The 19062-nt window shown below is 71.2% G+C and carries 19 protein-coding genes, 1 tRNA gene and 1 pseudogene; 9 read left to right on the top strand and 12 right to left on the bottom strand.

Annotated elements, in window-relative coordinates; genetic code table 11:
- Window position 1: 1 nt before the first annotated feature.
- The 6 genes from ACFYYF_RS15795 (at window position 2) to ACFYYF_RS15820 (ending at window position 5286) form a co-directional block, all read left to right on the top strand.
- On the top strand, window positions 2-1102 hold the full coding sequence (locus tag ACFYYF_RS15795; RefSeq protein ID WP_388775884.1) for a hypothetical protein: 1101 nt from the start codon (window positions 2-4) through the stop codon (window positions 1100-1102).
- A complete protein-coding gene (locus tag ACFYYF_RS15800; protein ID WP_388775886.1) occupies window positions 1102-1827 on the top strand; it encodes a hypothetical protein in 726 nt (241 codons plus the stop codon). Before ACFYYF_RS15795 ends, ACFYYF_RS15800 begins: the two co-directional genes overlap by 1 nt.
- Window positions 1828-1929: 102 nt before the next feature.
- Window positions 1930-3495, top strand: a complete 1566-nt coding sequence (locus tag ACFYYF_RS15805) for a hypothetical protein (protein ID WP_388775889.1) — start codon at window positions 1930-1932, stop codon at window positions 3493-3495.
- Window positions 3496-3573: 78 nt separating this feature from the next.
- On the top strand, window positions 3574-4650 hold the full coding sequence (locus ACFYYF_RS15810) for a peptidoglycan-binding protein (protein WP_388775892.1): 1077 nt from the start codon (window positions 3574-3576) through the stop codon (window positions 4648-4650).
- A gap of 49 nt (window positions 4651-4699) precedes the next feature.
- Entirely contained in the window at window positions 4700-4945 is a 246-nt protein-coding gene (locus ACFYYF_RS15815; protein WP_388775895.1) for a hypothetical protein, read from the top strand.
- Window positions 4942-5286 (top strand): hypothetical protein, encoded by a 345-nt coding sequence (locus ACFYYF_RS15820; RefSeq protein ID WP_388775897.1) that lies wholly within the window; start codon window positions 4942-4944, stop codon window positions 5284-5286. Before ACFYYF_RS15815 ends, ACFYYF_RS15820 begins: the two co-directional genes overlap by 4 nt.
- 156 nt (window positions 5287-5442) lie before the next feature.
- On the opposite strand, the gene ACFYYF_RS15825 is transcribed toward ACFYYF_RS15820, so the two are convergent.
- Both ACFYYF_RS15825 and ACFYYF_RS15830 read right to left on the bottom strand, forming a co-directional pair.
- Window positions 5443-5661 (bottom strand): DUF397 domain-containing protein, encoded by a 219-nt coding sequence (locus tag ACFYYF_RS15825; RefSeq protein ID WP_388775900.1) that lies wholly within the window; start codon window positions 5659-5661, stop codon window positions 5443-5445.
- Entirely contained in the window at window positions 5658-6521 is an 864-nt protein-coding gene (locus tag ACFYYF_RS15830) for a helix-turn-helix domain-containing protein (RefSeq protein WP_388775903.1), read from the bottom strand. The genes ACFYYF_RS15825 and ACFYYF_RS15830 overlap by 4 nt, the downstream gene beginning before the upstream one ends.
- Before the next feature lie 243 nt (window positions 6522-6764).
- Between ACFYYF_RS15830 and ACFYYF_RS15835 the strand changes: the two genes are divergently transcribed.
- Both ACFYYF_RS15835 and ACFYYF_RS15840 read left to right on the top strand, forming a co-directional pair.
- Window positions 6765-7208, top strand: coding sequence for an ATP-binding protein (locus ACFYYF_RS15835; protein WP_388775906.1), 444 nt, complete (start codon window positions 6765-6767; stop codon window positions 7206-7208).
- Between the two features lie 2 nt (window positions 7209-7210).
- Window positions 7211-7684 carry a hypothetical protein gene (locus ACFYYF_RS15840; protein ID WP_388776742.1) on the top strand — a complete coding sequence of 158 codons (474 nt, stop codon included), beginning with the start codon at window positions 7211-7213 and terminating at the stop codon, window positions 7682-7684.
- Window positions 7685-7970: 286 nt separating this feature from the next.
- Here the strand turns inward: ACFYYF_RS15840 and ACFYYF_RS15845 are convergent, their stop codons facing one another.
- The 9 genes and pseudogenes from ACFYYF_RS15845 to ACFYYF_RS15885 form a co-directional block, all read right to left on the bottom strand.
- Window positions 7971-9632 (bottom strand): long-chain fatty acid--CoA ligase, encoded by a 1662-nt coding sequence (locus ACFYYF_RS15845; protein WP_388775909.1) that lies wholly within the window; start codon window positions 9630-9632, stop codon window positions 7971-7973.
- A 127-nt stretch (window positions 9633-9759) separates the two neighbouring features.
- Window positions 9760-10458 (bottom strand): annotated as a pseudogene (locus ACFYYF_RS15850) (AMP-binding protein); the annotation flags it as partial.
- A 174-nt stretch (window positions 10459-10632) separates the two neighbouring features.
- Window positions 10633-11220, bottom strand: coding sequence for a SigE family RNA polymerase sigma factor (locus ACFYYF_RS15855; RefSeq protein WP_388775911.1), 588 nt, complete (start codon window positions 11218-11220; stop codon window positions 10633-10635).
- A gap of 628 nt (window positions 11221-11848) precedes the next feature.
- Complete coding sequence (locus tag ACFYYF_RS15860; RefSeq protein ID WP_388775913.1) at window positions 11849-13015, bottom strand: lipid-transfer protein; 1167 nt, start codon at window positions 13013-13015, stop codon at window positions 11849-11851.
- A complete protein-coding gene (locus tag ACFYYF_RS15865) occupies window positions 13012-13407 on the bottom strand; it encodes a MaoC family dehydratase (protein ID WP_388775915.1) in 396 nt (131 codons plus the stop codon). Before ACFYYF_RS15865 ends, ACFYYF_RS15860 begins: the two co-directional genes overlap by 4 nt.
- Window positions 13404-14600 carry an acyl-CoA dehydrogenase family protein gene (locus tag ACFYYF_RS15870; RefSeq protein WP_388775917.1) on the bottom strand — a complete coding sequence of 399 codons (1197 nt, stop codon included), beginning with the start codon at window positions 14598-14600 and terminating at the stop codon, window positions 13404-13406. Before ACFYYF_RS15870 ends, ACFYYF_RS15865 begins: the two co-directional genes overlap by 4 nt.
- A gap of 1 nt (window position 14601) precedes the next feature.
- Window positions 14602-15600 carry a bifunctional MaoC family dehydratase N-terminal/OB-fold nucleic acid binding domain-containing protein gene (locus ACFYYF_RS15875; protein ID WP_388776744.1) on the bottom strand — a complete coding sequence of 333 codons (999 nt, stop codon included), beginning with the start codon at window positions 15598-15600 and terminating at the stop codon, window positions 14602-14604.
- Between the two features lie 245 nt (window positions 15601-15845).
- Window positions 15846-17039, bottom strand: coding sequence for an acyl-CoA dehydrogenase family protein (locus ACFYYF_RS15880; protein WP_388775920.1), 1194 nt, complete (start codon window positions 17037-17039; stop codon window positions 15846-15848).
- A 351-nt stretch (window positions 17040-17390) separates the two neighbouring features.
- Window positions 17391-17777, bottom strand: coding sequence for a hypothetical protein (locus ACFYYF_RS15885; RefSeq protein ID WP_388775923.1), 387 nt, complete (start codon window positions 17775-17777; stop codon window positions 17391-17393).
- Between the two features lie 185 nt (window positions 17778-17962).
- Between ACFYYF_RS15885 and ACFYYF_RS15890 the strand changes: the two genes are divergently transcribed.
- Window positions 17963-18862, top strand: coding sequence for a bifunctional DNA primase/polymerase (locus ACFYYF_RS15890; protein ID WP_388775926.1), 900 nt, complete (start codon window positions 17963-17965; stop codon window positions 18860-18862).
- A gap of 104 nt (window positions 18863-18966) precedes the next feature.
- Here the strand turns inward: ACFYYF_RS15890 and ACFYYF_RS15895 are convergent.
- Window positions 18967-19056 (bottom strand) — tRNA-Ser (locus ACFYYF_RS15895).
- Window positions 19057-19062: the final 6 nt, after the last annotated feature.

Genomic DNA, 19062 nt, shown 5'->3' on the forward strand with positions numbered 1-19062 from the left:
CGTGCGCGCCGCGCCCCCGTACCGGGTCCTGTTCTGCGACCTGCGAACCGACCAGCTGCTCGACGCCCTGCCCGTGCAGGGCGTCGCCCTCGACGACTACATCGGCAAGACGGGCCGGTTCACCGGCACCGTGCCGATTCCCAACCGCGCCATGGCCGAACGGGCCCGCCGGGCGATCCTGCCCGGCCGCACGGGGATATGGGTCGAGCGCGGGCGCGACCTGTGGTGGGGCGGCATCCTGTGGACGCTCGCCCTCGCCTCGGACAGCCGCGGTTTCCTCGGCGCCCAGATTCAGGCCGGCGGGTGGGAAAGCTACCTCTACCGGCGGTTGCTGTACGACACCCAGATCGCCGAGCAGGTCGACCAGTTCGACATAGCGCGCGGCCTAGTCGACTACGCGCAGAACACGACCGGCGGCGACATCGGCATCACGTACGACGCCGACCCGTCCGGCATCGTGCGCGACCGCACGTACCTGCGCTACGACCTCCCGAGCATCGGCGACCTGCTCGACGACCTCGCCGCCGTCGAGAACGGGTTCGAGTGGCGCATCGCGAGCTTCCGCGACAGCGACGGCCGCCGGATCAAGCGGTTGCAGCTGGGACACCCCACGATCCGTACGGGCGCGTCCGAGGTCGTCCTCGACCATCCGGGGCCGGTCCTGTCCTACACGTGGCCGGTCGACGCCACCCGGAAGGCGAACGCGTGGCAGACCCGCGGCGCGTCCATCAACACGAACCAGGCCGCCGACAGCTACCCGCTTACCTCGCCGGTCCTGGTCGCCGACGACGACCTCGCCGCCGGGTGGCCGCGCCTCGACGGTTCGAGCGACTACACCACGGTTGAGCGACAGGACACCCTCGACGCCTACGCCCGCGCCGACCAGGCCGCCGCCCGCAACCCGGTGACCATCCCCGAAATCACGGTCCGACTCGGCGGAGCGATCACGCCCGGCCTGGTCGGCTCGACCATCCGTCTCCGCATCCGCGACCTGTGGCACCCGACCGCGCTCGACGCCCGGTACCGCGTGGTCGGCATCAGCGTGAGCCCGCCCGAGCGCGGGCGCCCCGAGACCGCCCAACTCTTCCTGGAGGCCCCGTAATGCCGTTCGTCCCACAGGACGTACTCGACCGGATCGCAGCCCTCGAACGCGAGGTACGGCAGCTGCGCGGGCGCGCGCAGATGCGCCCCGCCCTCAATCAGGTGTTGGCCGGCGACGTGCTGATCGGCGAGGGCGGGCAGCTGATCGCCCAGACCCCCGGCGGACAGCGGACGTTCATCGTCGGCCAGACCCCGCAAGGTGACTGGGGCGTCGGCCTCGGCCGGGAGGGCGGCACCGCCGCACTCACCATCGGCGACGACTTCAACAGCGGCAACGCGCAAATGGTCCGCATGTGGTCGCGCGACGGCGAAGTCATCGTCATGGATGACGCCTACGCCGACGCATTCCTCGGCCGGCCGTCGATGCCCATCCCCATGCAACCCACGTCCGGGCGCGAAACGAGCAGCACCACGACCACCACGGCGTGGACCGGCGCGAGCCGGCTCATGAACGCCGTTCTGTACGCGGCGTTCGAGACGTACACCCCGGCGGGCGTCACCGCCGACGTGTCGTTCGACGACGGCCTCGGCGAGATCGATTCATGGGTCGCCAACACCTCGAACGGCTGGACGTTCCACGAGATCACCAAGCCCGTACGGCAGGGGTTCATGGACCACTGCAACTACCGGTTGAAGCACTCCGTGCGCAGCGGCACGGGCACGATCCGTACGAACTGTCTCGGCGTCTACACGCGGAACAGTTTCACCCCCTCGGAGGCCCCGTGACCACGCCCTCGCCCGCCCCCGACCCCGAGAGCGGCGGCACCCTGCCCGCGCCCGGCAACGACCCGAACCTCTTCACCCCACCGACCATGGAGGAACCCACCGATGCCGCTCCCCGAGGGGATACCGACCGTTCGACTGACCGGCCGGTTCCTGACGCCTGACGGCCGCCCGCTTACGGGACAGGTCGTGTTGCGGGCCCCGAGCCTGGTCACGTTCGGCGCGTACGACGTGATCCTCGGCGGGCCGGTCACCGCGCCGCTCGACTCCACCGGGGCGTTCGAGGTCGTCCTACCGGCGACCGACGCGCCCGGCATGAACCCGAGCGACTGGTCGTACCAGGTCGCCGAACAGCTCGCGGGCGTGGCGATCAACCGGGTGTACTCCATCCTGCTGCCGAGCGAGTCGCCCGAGGTCGACCTCGCCGACATCGCGCCGACCGACCCCTCGACGCCGTCCTACGTCGCGGTACGCGGCGACAGCGCGTACGAGGTCGCCGTCGCCGCGGGATTCACCGGCACCGTGTCCCAGTGGCTCGCGTCGCTGGTCGGCGCCCAGGGCGTCAAGGGCAACACCGGCAGCACCGGACCGGCGGGCGCCGACGCGTACGCGGTCGCCGTCGCCGCCGGCTACAGCGGCACCCGCGCCCAGTGGCTCGCGTCGCTGGTCGGCCCCCAGGGCGTCAAGGGCGACCAGGGCGCGGCCGGCACGCCCGGAGCGCCGGGCGTAGTGCAGTCGGTCAACGGGAAGTCTGTCGCCGCGGTCGTCCTCGCCGCCGCCGACGTGGGCGCCATCCCGACGACCGCCGCCGGGGCCGCGAACGGCATCGCGCAGCTGGGCGCGGACGGGAAGGTACCCGCCGCCCAGCTGCCGACCAGCAGCGGCGGGGGCGCCGTCGCGTCCGTCAACGGGTACACGGGCGTTGTCGTCCTCGCCGCCGGCGACGTGGGAGCGGCGACCGCCGGGCACACCCACACGGCCGCCGCCGTGGGCGCCCTCGCCACCACGGCGCGCGCCGCAGCGAACGGCGTCGCGTCGCTCGACTCGACGACGCGTCTCCCCGTCGCGCAGCTGCCGACCGTGGTCCCCAAGAACGTGTGGACCCCGCAGAGCCTCGGCTTTCAGGCGTGGGCGTGCGACCCGTACGGCGTGGCCAACCCGGCTACGAAGTACCTCACCCCGCAACGCCTGTACCTGACCGGCGTCAACATCACCGAGTCGACCACGGTCACCAAGGCCGTGATGTTCGCCCGCGGGTACGGAGGGGTGACGGCCAACAGGTACATGGCCGGCATCTACCGCGAGGACGGGACGCGCGTCGTCGCGTCGAGCAACGTCGCGCTGACCATGGCCGGCCAGGAAACCGGGACGCTGCCGGCCATGGACGCGAACCACATCGGGGCCGTGCCCCTGTCGTTCGCCTCGACGACGCTCGCGCCCGGCCGGTACTGGGTGGCGTGGCTCATGACCACGGGCGGCACGGCCGATTTCTCCTACTTCCACGTACAGAACGAGTCGCCGGTCGCCGCCGCCAACTTCTTCATGACCACGACGCCGTTCCCGCGCGCCTGGTACATCGCGGCACAGTCCACGTTGCCGACCACGGTCAGCCCGACGGCCGCGACGGCGCTCGCCGATCACGACATCCCGATCGTGGCCCTCGCCGCCTGATCACCCTTCCTGCCCGTACGCCCCGCGCACCGCGCCGAGGGCGTTTTTTCATGTCTGGAGACACCCACCGTGGCACGTATGCCCGGCGCCACATGGCGCCCGATCGCCGTCAACTACACCAACAACGGGCAGGCCGAGGTACGCGGCGTCGTCGTGCACATCATGGCCGGAACCCTCGGCGGAACCGATTCGTGGTTCCGCAACAGCAAGGCCCGCGCGTCGTCCCACTTCGGCACCGGCAAGGGCGGCGCCCTCACTCAGTGGGTCGACACGTCCGACCGTGCGTGGGCCCAGGCCGCGGGCAACTCCGCGTGGCTGTCCGTCGAGAACGAGGGACAGGGCGGCGACACCCTCACCGAGGCCCAGCTCGACCGCAACGCCGAGGTACTGGCGTGGGCCCACGTGACCCACGACGTGCCGCTCAAGGTCGCCACGTCGACCAGCGACCGCGGCCTCGCGTACCACGGCCTCGGCGGTAGCGCGTGGGGCGGACACACGTCGTGTCCCGGCTCCCGGATCGTCGCCCAGCTGCCCGAGATCGTCCGCCGGGCGAAGAAGCTCACCGGCAGCACCGCGCCGGACGAGCCGACCGGCGTCGCCCGGTACCGCGTCACGATCGGCGGCCTCGCCTACGGGTACGGCGCCAAGGGCGACCACGTGACCGCCGTCGGCCGCGCCCTGGTCGCGAAGGGGTTCGGGAAGCACTACGCCGAGGGGCCCGGCCCGGCCTGGTCGGACGCCGACACCGAGAACTACAGCGACTACCAGAAGTCGTTGGGCTACAGCGGGTCGGACGCCGACGGCGTGCCGGGGGAATCGACGCTCCGGAAGCTGCTCGGCGCCCTGCCCAGCAAGCCGAAGCCGGCGGCGAAGGTGGTCGACCTGTCCCAGCTGCTCGCCGCCGCCCGGACCGACCCGGCCAAGGCCGGTACGCCGGTCTCGTACGCGGGCGCCCGGATCGTCGAGGACGCCCTCGCCGCCGAGGGACTGCTCGCCAAGAAGTACGCCGACGGCCATTTCGGCACCCAGACCAAGACGGCGTACGCGGCGTGGCAGCGACGTTGCGGGTACTCCGGTGCCGCCGCCGACGGCCTGCCCGGCCGCGCCTCGCTCGACGCCCTCGCGCGGAAGCACGGGTTCACCGTCACCGCGTGACCGCGCCGCCCCTTCCTGCTCGCCCACACAGAACCAGGAGCACCACCGCATGACCGACGCCAACAAGCGCACCGTACGCACCGTCATACAGGGCATCGTCGGGTTCGCCGTCGCCCTGCCCGCCATCGTGGACGCGTCCGGCGTACCCGAGTCCCTGCCGTGGGTCGCCGCCGGCCTCGCCGCCGCCGGCGGCCTCGCGCGCGTCATGGCCCTGCCGTCCGTCGAGGCGGTCCTCGACCGGTTCGGCCTCGGCCTGGTCGACACCGCGCCGGACACCGGGGGCACTCCGAAGTGACGACCAGCCCCTCGCCGTCGGACCCGGCCGCCGTCGCCGTAGAACTGGAGCGCATCCGGCGCACGATCGAAGTGGGTTTCACCCGCACCGACGGCGCCCTCGCCCTGCTCATGCAGCGACACGACCAGACCGACGAGCAGATCAAGGAACACGCCCGCCGGCTCGACGACCACGACGGACGCCTCGACACCGTCGAGCGGGGAGAGACCGAGCGCCAGAAGCGCGACATAGCCCGGCTCGACGCCCTCGAACGCGCCCGGTGGCCCCTGCCGAGCATCGCCGCCCTGGTCGGCCTGGTCGGCCTCGCACTCACCCTGTGGCAGTTCGCCACCCGCAGATAAGCAGCGCCCCCCGTACGGCCGTCTGTGGCCGTGCGGGGGGCGTTGTCGTGTTCCCCCCGGCGGCCTGCTCGCCGTAGGCTCGCGCCGAGGCCCACAACACGGACGGCCCGCCCCCGAATTGGGCGGGGGCGGGCCGTCGTTACGCGTATGGCTCCCTTACTTGCTGCCGAACTGACCGGCCGCCGCCGCAGCGGCGAACGCGGACAGCGCGGAACGGCCGAACAGCAGCGCGGGCCCGTGCGGGTCCTTGCTGTCCCGAACGGCCACCGTCTCGGCATCCACGATGCCGCACTCGACGCACTGCGTACCGCTGTCGCTGAACGTGGACTTCCACCACGTCACGGGCAGGGTGGAGGCGTCGTCAACATGCTTCATGCTTGCTTCCTTATCTCTGTGATCAGTTCCGCCGACGCCTCGACAGAGAGAGCGGCGGAGGTCAGACGTTGCCAGGCATCACGGTGAGCGGTGATCTGCTCGCGTTCCTCGACGTACAGGGCCGAGGTCAGACCCTCGGTATGCACGACATCAAGGTCAGCGTGCGGCCCGAACCCGAGGACCGTGAAACTGCCCAGCTGACCGACGTGCAACGGCGCGTTGCTGGGCAACACCTGAATGTTGACGTTCGGCCTCTTGCCCATGGCCACCAGACGGCCCAGCTGGTCATGCATCAGGCCGTCGACCTCGGAGGTCGAGCGTAGGGCCTGCTCGGCGACGATCGCCCACAGGGTGAGCGGGTCCTCGCGCGTGAGTACGGCCTGTCGTGCGAGGCGGACCTCGACCAGGGCATCGACGCGCGCCTCGATCGCCTCGGACATAGCCATTGCTCGCATCAGCTCGCGGGCGTACTCGCCGGTCTGGAGCAGGCCGGGAACCGCGCCCAGCTGCCACGACGAGACCGATTCGGCCTCGGCCTCCAGGCTGATCAGATCCTCGTACACGGGCGTGAGGACTCCCCGGTACGAGTGCCACCAACCCCGCTGCGCCCCTTCCTTGGTGAGCGTGAGCAGCGCGGCGCGCAGTTCGTCGCTCACTTCCCGGCCCAGCTCGACGTACAGATCGAGCAGGGCGTCAATGTCCTTTGCCTTGGCCGGACTCTTCGCCGTCTCGATCCTCGACAGCTTGGAGTACACGAACAGGCCCTTGGAACGCTCGGCGACCTCTTCGAGGGTGAGTTCGGCGCGCAGCGCGCGCAGCTTCGCACCGAGGCGCCGACGGCGCACTGTAGGCGCACCCACTTTGTTGCCCTCCCCTTCGGTGGCTTGCCCGACAGTCTGCCTGCACCCGTCATCGGCTGTCACCTGCGTACTTAACACAACGCGGCCCCCTCCTACCGGCATATGCAAATTTCTACGATGGCATGACAGGGCTTGCACTAGGGAGAGTTGAGGGAGCAATCTGTCGTAACGAAAGGTCAAAGCTGCCCGGCGCGTGCTACGAAATACATGCGCGCTCTGGCGCTCACCCGTGAGGGGACAAGCATGATCGAACTACGGCGGGCCGGTCTGCCCGCCTGCTGCACACCCGCTGTCGGCCCCCCGCCGATTCTCTTACTGGCCGGCGAGTACGAATCCGCCAAAGCGGCCCGCGAGTTCGTACGCGAGTTCGTGACGTACCACGTTCCGGGCGCATCCGAGGACCACGTCTTTACCGCCGTCCTGGTCGCGTGTGAGCTGGTCACCAACTCGATTCGCTACGGAACCGAACCCGAGGACTCCGTACGCGTCGTGCTCGACGCCGACGAGAGCCGGACCCGCATCGAGGTCCACGACCCCGTGCGTCGAGTGCCCAAGGTCCGCCCCGAGTCCGAACACCGCGACCGCGGCCGAGGGTTGATCATCCTCAACGCACTGTGCCCCGGTTCCTGGGGAATCGAGGACATCCCGATGGGCAAGTCGGTGTGGGCGGAGGTGAAGGCGTCGTGACCATGCCCGAGACGACCGCGCCCGAGGTGAACGAAGCGCCCGGCCCTCAGTTCATCGCCGGTGTTCGGTTCGCAACCGGCATACAGGACATGGGCGGGATCGAGGTCGCGCAGCTGCTCGCCTACCACGTGCCGCCGCGTCTCGCACACGAGAGCGTCGAGCGAATCAACGCGGGTATGGCCAGGCTCGCCGGCGCGATGAATCTCGGCCCGCACGACGACCGCCCGCCGTACATCGGGCACCGCATCCGTATGCGGGCAGGGTTGCCGTGGCTCGACTACGGCCACGACACGTACAGGGTGCGCGTGGCCGCGTCGTTCGACTGGGTGCGCCTGGTCCGCACGGGGAAGCCGGTCCGCGTGTACGTGCTGTTCGACCCCCTCGACGCCGGGGCCGATCAGGCCACGCTCGGCGAGCACGCGGTCGACTGCTTCAACCGCGGCGCGATGCGCTGGGGAACGACGTACCACGTATGACCGGCACAGAGAAGGGGCCGCCCCGGAGTAAGGAAGACTCCGGGTCGGCCCGCTGCTGCCGAGCGTACAAGCCTGTTCGCGACCACCCAAGAGGATGAGCCACCCCGTGACGCGCGCCCCGTCGGCGCGCTCCTGGTCCCCCCGCCGCTGTGAGCCAGTGAGCCGGTAGCGGGGGAGGTCCGCCGTCACCGTTCCCCCCGTGCGGGACGGCGGACCGCACAGAACGGCCCCGGTACCTGGTCAGGTGCCGGGGCCGCGGCCTGCTCGGCGTGGGCGCCGTCGGGTCTCAGACCCGCGTGACCTCCAACGCGCCGTCCGCGTAGCGTCCGCGCAACACCTTCTTGTCGAACTTCCCCACGCTCGTCTTAGGCACCTCAGCCACCAGGGCCCACCGTTCCGGTAGCTGCCACCGCGCGATGCCGTTGGAGGCCAGGTGTTCCCGCAGGGCCGACCAGTCAGCCGCGGCACCCTCCCGGAACACCACGGTTGCCAACGGCCGCTCTCCCCACTTCTCGTCGGGGACAGCCACGACGGCGGCCTCGGCAACGTCGGGATGGGACATCAGGACGTTCTCAAGCTCGACCGACGAAATCCACTCGCCGCCCGACTTGATCACGTCTTTCGCCCGGTCGGTGAGGGTCAGGAATCCGTCTGCGCTGATCGACCCAACGTCGCCAGTCTTCAACCAACCGTCCTCGCTGAACTTGTCGGCCGGACGCGTGGCCTCGCCCTCGACCCCGCCGAAGTACGCGCCGGCGATCCAGGGCCCGCGCACTTCCAACTCACCGGCTGACGTGCCATCCCACGGCAGTTCCTCGCCGCCCGGACCAATGAGGCGCCCCTCGACCCCCGCCGGGAACCGGCCCTGAGTAAGCCGATAGGCGAACTCTTCCTCGGAGCCGGGCGCCACGTTGGCCGGCGGCCTCGCGACCGTGCCCAACGGCGAAGTCTCGGTCATGCCCCACGCGTGGAACACCCGCATACCGAGATCGTCGAACGCCTTCATCAGGGCAGGGGGACAGGCCGAGCCGCCGATCGTGACCTGTGTCAGCGTGCTGACATCACGCGGTTTCGCGGTCAACTCGGCAAGCAACCCTTGCCAGATGGTGGGCACAGCCGCGGCGTGCGTCGGTCGCTCGCGCTCGATCATTTCGGCGATCGGGCCAGGCTGCAAGAACCGGTCAGGCATCAGCATGTTGACGCCGGTCATGAACGCCGCATGGGGCAAACCCCACGAATTGCAATGAAATTGCGGGACAATCACGAGCGAGAGATCCGCGTCCGTGAGCCCCATCGACTCGGCCATGTTGACCTGCATGGAGTGCAGATAGATGGACCGATGCGAGTACGCGACTCCCTTCGGCTCTCCGGTCGTACCGGACGTGTAGCAGAGCGAGGCCGCTCGCCGCTCGTCCAGCTCCGGCCAGTCGTAGGCCGTGGGGTGCCCGGCGATCAGTTCCTCGTACTCGTGCACTTGCACGCCGGAAGCCGCGGACAGTGCCGCGCGGGCGTCGTCCGCCACTGGGCCGGACACGACCACATGCTCAAGGCGTGGCAGGTTCGGAAGGAGAGGGAGCAGCAGCCCGACCAACGAGCCGTTGACCATGATCACCTTGTCGCCGGCGTGGCGCGCGATATAGCTCAGCTGGTCGGCCGGAAGGCGGAGATTCAGGGTGTGGAGAACTGCGCCCATGGACGGCACCGCAAAGTACGCCTCCACATGCTCGGAGTTGTTCCACATCAGGGTTCCCGCGACATCCCCCTCGCCGACGCCCAGCTCGCGGAGCGCGTGAGCCAGCTGCCCGGCTCGCGCGCCCACCTCGGCGAAGGTGCGGCGCTGCGCTTCACCGCCTGTCCAGGTGATGACCAGCGACGAACCGTGGACCCTTACGCCATGCCGCAGGATGCGGCTCACGGTCAACGGGGCGTCCTGCATGGTGCTAAACATGGCGGCCTCCCGCGAGGACGCGACCGGCGTTGCCACAGGTGGCGCGGTGGGTCACTTTCCCCCGTTGCCTGTGCGGTGACCAGGCCGACCGGCCCCGTTGCCGTGATGCCCCTTTAGGCTCACAGTTGTGGAACTGCGGGACCACGACGAGGGTCGTGTCGAGGTCGGTGAGCCCCATCGACTGGGCCATGTTCACCTGCATGGAGTGCAGGTAGATCGAACGGTGGGAGTACACGACGCCCTTGGGGTCCCCGGTGGTCCCGGAGGTGTAGCACATGGCCGCGGCCTGCCGCTCGTCGATCTCCGGCCACGCGAAGACGTCCGGCTTGCCGGCGAGCAGTTCCTCGTAGTCGTGCACCCGCACGCCCGTACCGTCGAGCACCGAACGGTCGCCGGGACCCGAGACCACGACGTGCTCGACCGTCGGGAGTTGGGGGAGGAGCGGTGCGAGGAGCGGGAGCAGCGAGCCGTTGGCGAGGACGACGCGGTCGGCGGCGTGGTTGACGATGAAGACGAGCTGCTCGGCCGGGAGGCGGAGGTTCAGGGTGTGCAGCACGGCGCCCATGGAGGGGATCGCGAAGTACGCCTCGACGTGCTCGGCGTTGTTCCACATCAGGGTCGCCACGCGCTCGTCGCCCGTCACCCCGAGGTCGTCGCGCAGGGCGTGGGCGAGCTGGTGGGCGCGCCGGCCGGCCTCACGGAAGCTGCGGCGGTGCGGTTCGCCCTCGCCGGTCCAGGTCGTGATCTGCGACTCTCCGTGGATCAGCGCCCCGTGCTCCAGAATGCGGGTCACAGTCAGCGGTACGTCCTGCATCGTGCTCAGCACGGCGTCCTCCCGGGGGCGACATTGCCTACGCGGTAGTAATGGGTTGCGCTGATTCTGCTCACATACCGCGTGGTATGTCACTAGGCCCCGGAATGATCGATCACCTCGGGGGGTGCTCGGAGGCGGGCCGACGGCGGGAGGGGGGCCTGCCGGCGGAGGCTTGCCGACCGGGGCTCAGTGACGGACGGCCACCGGGCGGCCGGTGTCCTGGCGGACGGGGATCAGCTCGGGGTCCTCGCGGAGTTTGCCCAGTGCGCGGGAGACCGCCGACTTGACCGTACCGACGGAGACCCCGAGGACCTCCGCGGTCTGGGCCTCGCTCAGGTCCTCGTAGTAGCGCAGCACCACCATCGCCCGCTGCCGCGCCGGCAGCTTCATGATCGCCCGCCACATGGCGTCGCGCAGTGCCTGCTGCTCGGCGGGGTCGGCGGCCGGGAGTCCTTCCGGCTCCGGCAGCTCCTCGCAGACGAACTCGTCGACCTTGCGCTTGCGCCACTGCGACGTCCGCGTGTTCAGCAGCGCGCGCCGCACGTAGCCGTCCAGCGCCCGGTGGTCCTCGATCCGGTCCCAGGCGACGTACGTCTTCGTCAGTGCCGTCTGCAGCAGGTCCTCCGCGTCGCTCGGGTTCGCGGTGAGCGACCGGGCGGTACGCAGCAGCACCGGCTGGCGCGCCCTCACGTACGACGAGAACGACGGGTACGAACGGGTCCGTGCCGCCCCGGTGGCCGCGTTCGAGGCGCTCGTGCAGACGAGTGTGGTCATGGCTCCACGCTAGGTTCGCCCCCTCGTCCGGCGGATCGGCCGCAGGTCCCGAAGCGGTGTCCGCCTCAGGTTGTAGAGACGGGGCCGGCCCCACCTCCTGAAGGTGGACAAGCGGGTCGCCCCGTCTGAGGGTTCGCCCCTGAGAGACGGCCGCCGGGCGCGGTTCGGTCCGGTGGGTGGGTCGGGGCCGCGCCGGTGCATCAGGCCGCCGCCGTCGGGCAGAGAAGTGACCGTTAGTGGCGACGGCCATCGATGTACCGCCACGTCCCCTCACGCCGGATCCCGACTGCGGGTGCGAGATCCGTCCGCACGGGCAACGTTTCGGGCGCGCGGCAAAATCCAGCTCCGGCCGACGAAGGTTCCAACCCCTGCCGGGAACATCCAACCCCTGCCGGGAACATCCAGCCCCGGCCGGGAAAATTCAGTCCCGGCCGGCAAAAGTTCAGCCCCTCCGGCGATTGAGGAGCGGGGTCTGGGGCGGAGCCCCAGGTACGGGACGGGTAGGGGCGGAGGGGGCGAGAAAGAGGGGTGGGGTCGCCGGCCGGGCGGGGCAGGCCTCGGGGCCAAGTGGGCCGGGAAGAGGCGCAGGCGGCCACCCGGCCACAGGGGGTGCGGGTCGGTGGTGCTCTCAGGCGTCGGAGCCGAGGATCAGGCCCGAGGTCGGGACCCCGGTTCCCGCGGTCACCAGCACGCGCCCGGCACCCGGCACCTGGTTCACGGACGTGCCCCGCAGCTGCCGCACCCCCTCCGCTATCCCGTTCATCCCGTGCAGATACGCCTCCCCGAGCTGCCCCCCGTGCGTGTTCAGCGGCAGCCTCTCCTCGGCGACGAAATCCGCGGCCTCACCCGGCTTGCAGAAGCCGAACTCCTCCAACTGCATCAGCACGAACGGCGTGAAATGGTCGTACAGGATTCCCACGTCGATGTCCGCCGGCCCCATTCCCGCCGTCCGCCACAGCTGCCGGGCCACCACACCCATCTCCGGAAGCCCGGTCAGCTCGTCACGGTAGAAGCTGGTCATCTGCTCCTGCGCCCGGCCCGCACCCTGGGCGGCGGCCGTGATCACCGCCGAGGGGTGCGGCAGATCGCGGGCCCGCTCCACGGAGGTGACCACCAGCGCCTGGCCGCCGTCGGTCTCCTGACAGCAGTCCAGCAGCCGCAGCGGCTCCACGATCCAGCGCGACGCCGCGTGCTCGGCCAGGGTGATCGGCCTGCCGTGGAAGTACGCGGCCGGGTTCGTCGCCGCGTACTTCCGGTCCACCACCGCGACATGGCCGAACGCCTCGGGGGTCAGTCCGTACGTGTGCAGATACCGCTGGGCCGCCATCGCCACCCAGGAGGCCGGCGTGAGCAGCCCGAACGGCAGGGCCCAGCCCAGCGCCGCACCCTCCGCCGACGGCTCCCGCCGCTGCACCCCCGACCCGAATCTGCGGCCCGACCGCTCGTTGAACGCCCGGTAGCAGACCACGACCTCGGCCACGCCGGTTGCGACCGCGAGCGCCGCCTGCTGGACGGTCGCGCAGGCCGCGCCACCGCCGTAGTGGACGCGCGAGAAGAACGACAGCTCCCCCATCCCGGCCGCCTGCGCCACGGTGATCTCCGGGCTGGTGTCCATCGTGAAAGTGACCAGCCCGTCCACGTCCCCCGGTGTCAGCCCCGCGTCGTCGAGCGCGGCCCGCACCGCCTCGACCGCCAGCCGCAGCTCGCTGCGCCCCGAGTCCTTGGAGAACTCGGTGGCCCCGATGCCGACGATCGCCGCCCGTCCGCCGAGGTCGTCCCGCGTGCGCACACTCATCCGGCACCGCCTGCCGGGACCGTCACCGTCACCGTTCCCATGACGTGTCGGCCGACGCCGTTGGCGCCGAGGATCCTGACCGTCGCCGTGTCGCCGTCGACCTCCTCGACGGATCCGGTCAACACCATGGTGTCTCCTGGGTGGTTGGGGGCGCCCAGCCGTATCGCCACCCTGCGCAGCACGGCGGCCGGGCCGAAGTGGTCGGTCACGTACCGTCCGACGAGGCCGTTGGTCGTCAGGATGTTCATGAAGATGTCCGGCGACCCCTTCGCCCGCGCCAGGTCCGCGTCATGATGGACGTCCTGGTAGTCCCGTGAGGCGATCGCCCCGGCCACGATCAGCGTGCGGGTGATCTCGATCTCCAGCGGCGGCAGCACCTCGCCCACCCTCATGTCTCCACCTTCCCGTTCGCGATCAACTCCCCCAGTTCCTGGAGCAGTTCTCCCCCGCAGCCCAGATAAGCGTCCAGTTGCCTGCCCCACAGGAAGTGCCGGTGGACGGGGTGCCCGAGGTCGGCGCCCGCTCCGCCGTGCAGATGCTGGCCGGTGTGCACCACCCGCCGGCCGGCCTCGGACGCCCACCACGCGGCCGTGAGGGCGTGCGTCGCGTACGGCAGCCCCTCGTCGCGCCGCCAGGCGGCCTCGTACGCCGTCACCCGTATCGCCTCGGTGTCCATGTACGCGTCTGCGGCGCGCAGTTGGACGCCCTGCCGAACCGCGAGCGGCTGCCCGAACTGCTCCCGCGTGTTCGTGTGCTCCACCGCCCGCGCCAGTGAACCCGCGCACACTCCGGCCTGGAGCCCGGCGAAGGCCGTACGGGCCGTCGCCAGCAGGTCGTCGTACGCCCCCGCCGCGCCCAGTGCCTCCGCCGGTGTCCCGTCCAGCGTCAGCCGCCCGGCCGACCAGGGCGCCGTCAGCTCCACCGGCTCGCTCGCCGCCGCCTCGGCGGTGCGGACCAGCCAGAGCCGACGCCGGCCGTCGGCCACGAGCACGTGAGTGGCGTCCCGCAGCCACGGCACGACGGGAAGAACCCCGGTCAACGTCCCAGAGAGGGAGAGGGATGTGGAAGGGGAGAGGGGCGCAGAGACGGGGGCGGAGGCAGAGGGGGAGGCGGAGACCGAGACAGAGAGGTTCGCGGGGGCGGAGGCCGTCTCGGAGGCGGAGATGGTCGCGGGGGCGGAGGCGGAGATGGTCGCGGGGCCAGAGGCCGTCTCGGCGGGCGGCAGGGCCTCCGGGTGCGCGATCGCGCCCGTCACCACCACCGTCCCGTCGACGATCCCCGGCAGCAGCCGCTCGCGCTGCTCCGGCGATCCGTGTGCCGCCACCGCCAGCAGCCCGTACACACAGCTCGCGGCGAACGGCACCTGCGCCGTGACGCGCCCCTGTTCCTCCAGCATCAGGACCAGTCCGAGGAGCCCGGTGTCCGCGACCGCCCCCACCAGTCCGGCGGCGCACAGCTCCTTCCACAGTCCGGCGTCGCTGCCCGTACCGGCCGCGGTGAGGCGTTCGGGGGTGGAGTGGTCGGCGAGGATCCGTGCGGCCAGATCCGCGGCGGCGGCCTGTTCCTCGGTGGGCGTGAAGTCCATGTCAGCTCCCCCCGCCCGGGCCGCCGACAGCAGCGGCGCCGACAGTAGCGGCGCCGACAGTAGCGGCGGCGGCAGTGGCGGCGGCCCGGAAGACGGGCAGCTCCACGTCGTCGTACTGCCGGAATTCCAGCCGCACCGGCATCCCGATCCGCACCTCGTCGTACGGCACCCCCACCACGTTGCTCACGATCCGCACGCCCTCGGCGAGTTCGACCAGGGCGACGGCGTAGGGAGGGTCGAAGGCCGGGAACGGCGGATGGTGCATGACGACGTACGAGTACACGGTCCCCTCGCCGCACGACTCGACCGTGTCCCAGTCCGGGCCGCCGCACTCCCCGCACCCGGGCAGCCACGGGAAGCGCAGGGTCCCGCACGCCGTGCAGCGCTGGATCAGCAGCCGGTGCCGTCCGACGCCCTCCCAGAACCCGGCGTTGTCCCGGTTGACCACCGGACGCGGACGCCGGCTCCTCGGTTCCGCGGTGCCGGGCGCCACCCGTTCCGCGTCCGTGACCTTCGGACTCCGTCGCGCCGGGGCGTACTTGAGGATGCGGAACCGGTGCGTCCCGGCGAGCTCACCGCCCACCCGGATGTCCATGCGGGTCGTGACGAAGTACCCCGTGCCCAGCTTGGTCGTCTTGCGTCCGGACACCGACTCGATCATCGAGTCGAAGGTGACCTCGTCCCCGGGCCGCAACGGCCGCAGGTACTCCTGTTCGCAGTCGGTGGCGACGATGGAGGTGTATCCGGCGGCGTCGAGGAGGGCGAACAGTTCGTCGTAGGTCTCTGAGCGGCCGGGCCGGTCGGCGTGCCCGGAGAGGCCGCTCATCGTCCACGCCTGGAGCATGGTGGGCGGGGCCACCGCGTCCGGCCCCGTGTACGCCGGGTTGGTGTCGCCCATCGCCTCGCACCAGTGCCGGATCATCGGCGCGTTGACCGGGTCCCTGCCGACACCCCCGACGGTGGCCGTACGCCCCTGGTACTCCTTCAGCCGCGCCGACAGTACGTCCCCGTCGGACGCACCGCCCCCGGAGCCTGCTGCGTCCCGCCCGACTCCGCCCGGACCCGCCTCCTCCCGCCCGGCCCCGTCCGGACCCGCCTTCTCCCGCACGGCCTTCCCTCGCCCGGCTCCTTCCAGCGCCTCGCCGTCGGGCACGACGCCGTCTCCCGCCGCCCGGCCCTCGTCGGCCCGGCCCTCGCTGGCCGGGCCCTCGCCGGCCGGGCCCTCGCCGGCCGTCCCCCGGCCGCTCACCGCCGCCCCCTCCGCATGCCGAGCCGCATCGTCGCGACGATCTCCCGCTGCACCTCGCTCACCCCGCCCCCGAACGTGTTGATCTGGGCCGCCCTGTTCATCCGCTCCAGTTCGCCGTCCCCGAACGCCCCCGCCGAACCGGAGCGGACCAGGGCCTCCGGTCCCACGACGTGCTGGCACATCCGGTACACCGCGACCGCGGACTCGGTCCCCATGACCTTCACGCCGCTCGCGTCCCCGGGCGCCGGTCCGCCCGCTCCCACGTCTCCCACCAGACGCCAGTTGAGCAGGCGCGACGCCGCCAGCCGGGCATGCACCTCGGCTAGCTGGAAGCGCACCCACGGCTCGTCCGCCGCGCGCCGCCCGGTCACCGGATCAGGGGTGCGGACCGCCTCCAGCGCGGCCGCGTAGAAGTCCTCGGCCTGCATGCCGATCGCGGCGAGGGCGACCCGCTCGTGGTTGAGCTGGCTCGTGATGAGCCCCCAGCCGCCGTTCTCCTCGCCGACGAGGTTCCCGGCCGGGACGCGGATCCCGTCGTAGTACGTCGCCGTGGTGGTCTGGCCGCCCACCGTCTCGATCGGCGTCCAGGAGAAGCCGGGGGCGCCGGTGGGGACGAGCAGGATCGAGATGCCCCGGTGCCGGGGCGCGTCCGGGTCGGTCCGGCAGGCGAGCCAGATCCAGTCGGCGTTCTGGGCGTTGGACGTGAAGATCTTCTGCCCGTCGATCCGCCAGAACCCTCCCTCCGCCCCGTTCTCCCCGTTCTCCCCGGGCTCCCGGACGGCGCGGGTGCGCAGCGAGGCCAGGTCCGTGCCGGCCGACGGTTCCGAGTACCCGATGGCGAAGACGAGGTCGCCCCTCAGGATGCGCGGCAGGAAGTACTCCTTCTGTTCCTCGCTGCCGTACTTCATGAGGGTCGGTCCGACGGTGTTCAGCGTGACCATCGAGACGGGGGCGCCGGCCCGGTAGGCCTCGTCGAAGAAGACGAACTGCTCGTCCGCTCCGCGTCCCTGTCCGCCGTACGCGACCGGCCAGCCGAGCCCGAGCAGGCCGTCGGCTCCGATGCGGCGCAGCAGTGCCCGCTGCCGGGCGGGGTCGTCGGCGGACGGCGGTCCGTCCGGCATCAGGTCCCTGAAGTACGTGCGGAGTTCGGCGCGCAGCCGCTGCTGGCGCTCGGTGGGGGCGAGGTGCACGGCGGCGGCCCTCCCGGACCTCGTACGAACAAGGTTTTCTGACTGTCCGTCAGATGCTGTTGCCTGTCAAGGTCGCGGGACCGGGCCGACGGCGGGACCAGGGGCGACCCGGGAGCCGACCGAAACGCCTGCGCGACGGTGCCGAAGCACCGTCGCGCAGACCTTTCGGTTCCCCCCTCCCCCCGCCTCGCCCCCGACCCCACCCCCACCTCGCCCTCACCCCGGAGCCCCACCTCCGAAGTCCCACCCCTGGGCCCCGCCCCCGAGCCCCACCCCTGATCCCGCCCCGCGAAGAAGCCCCTCACCCCAAGGAGAGGCCCCCGGCCGAACGAAGCCCGCCGGCCCCGGTCGTCAGAACCCGGCGAAGTTGACCAGGACGTTCGCGTTGCCCTGGTTGAGGGCCGTGGGTGCGGAGCCGTTCACCTGGGCGGCGTTGCTCTGGTTCGAGGCCCCCGAACCGGCCGCCTGTTGTCGTGTGGCCGAGGAGTTGCCGCTGTTGTCACGCCCGACCTCGGCGGCGGCGAGAACGCGGGCGGTACGGATGCTTGCCATGCGAGTTCCTCCAGGAGCGGTTGCACGCACCGGCGTTGAGCCGGGGCGTACGGGAAGTACGGCTTGTTCCGGGGCGGTTGGCCGGCCGCCTCGGCGCTGTCCACGACGTCGCGAGTCCAGAGTTGCCCAGGCCGTCCGGGGCGAACCACACCGGAAGCCGTGATTCCCCCTCAAGCGTGATGACATGTCGATAAACCAGTGCAACACTCGTAAAGTCCCTGCTCAGACCCTCTGTCGGCCAGGGACCCGGACCCCGCAACGGCTGAAGCGTTCCGGCACCTTTCCGGCCGTTCCCACCTCTCACCCGACCGGCTCTCGCGCGAGCCCGGAGAAGCCTTCCTTTTCTCGAACACTCGTACGATTATGGATGCATGGCCACCATCGACCGGCGGGCCACCACTCTGGCCCTGGCTCACGCCCTGTCCGCAGCGGAGCGCGGACTCGCGGTGATCCCGCTGTCCCGTACGAAGCTCCCGGCCCTGCGCTCCCCCCACCGCGACGACCCCGACCCCCGACCGTGCCACGGCGAATGCGGCCGCTTCGGGCACGGCGTGTACGACGCCTCGACCGAACCCCGGCGCATCCGCGAGCTGTTCGCCGCCGCCCCCTGGGCCACCGGCTACGGCATCGCCTGCGGGCTGCACCCGCACCACCTCATCGGCGTCGACCTCGACACCAAGTCCGACACCGACTCCTCGACCGCCCTGCGCGAACTGGCGCTGCGGCACCTCTTCACGATCCCGGACACGGTCGTCGTCGTGACCCCCAGCGGCGGTCGCCATCTGTGGCTGAGCGGACCGCCGGACGTCGTCGTCCCCAACTCGGCGAGCCGGCTCGCCCCCGGCATCGACATCCGCGGCGCCGGCGGCTACCTCGTCGGCCCCGGCTCACGCACCGAACAGGGCGTGTACGGGACGGCTCCCGGCACCTCCCGGCTCGCACCCGCGCCCTGCCCGCCCGAACTCCTGCGCCTGCTCCTGCCCCCGCCTCCGACCCGCGCCCAGCACTCCGCGCCCGCCGCACCCTCCACGTCCTCCGCGAGCGAACGACAGGGTCAGGGGCTGGTCCAGTTCGTCCTCGCCGCGCACGAGGGCCAGCGCAACACCCGCCTCTTCTGGGCCGCCTGCCGCGCCTACGAGAACGGCATCGGCCCCCAGCTCACCGCCCCGCTCGTCCAGGCCGCCGTCCGCACGGGCCTGACCGAACGAGAGGCCCGCTCGACGATCGCCTCGGCCTCCCGCATGACGGCCCCGCAGCCCCGGCAGCGGTAGGAAAGGCCGTACCGGCCGCACCCGACGGGGCACCGGTCCGCGCCGGTGGTGCCGGGACGCGCGAACGGCCCCTGACCGAGTTACCCGGTCAGGGGCCGTCCAACTGCGGTGGGTGTGGGATTTGAACCCACGGTGACTCGCGCCACGACGGTTTTCAAGACCTTTCGCCGATCACCAGGCGTCAGGCCCTCCGCCGCAGG

This window comes from Streptomyces sp. NPDC001914 (assembly GCF_042891215.1).
Classification (GTDB): Bacteria; Actinomycetota; Actinomycetes; order Streptomycetales; family Streptomycetaceae; genus Streptomyces.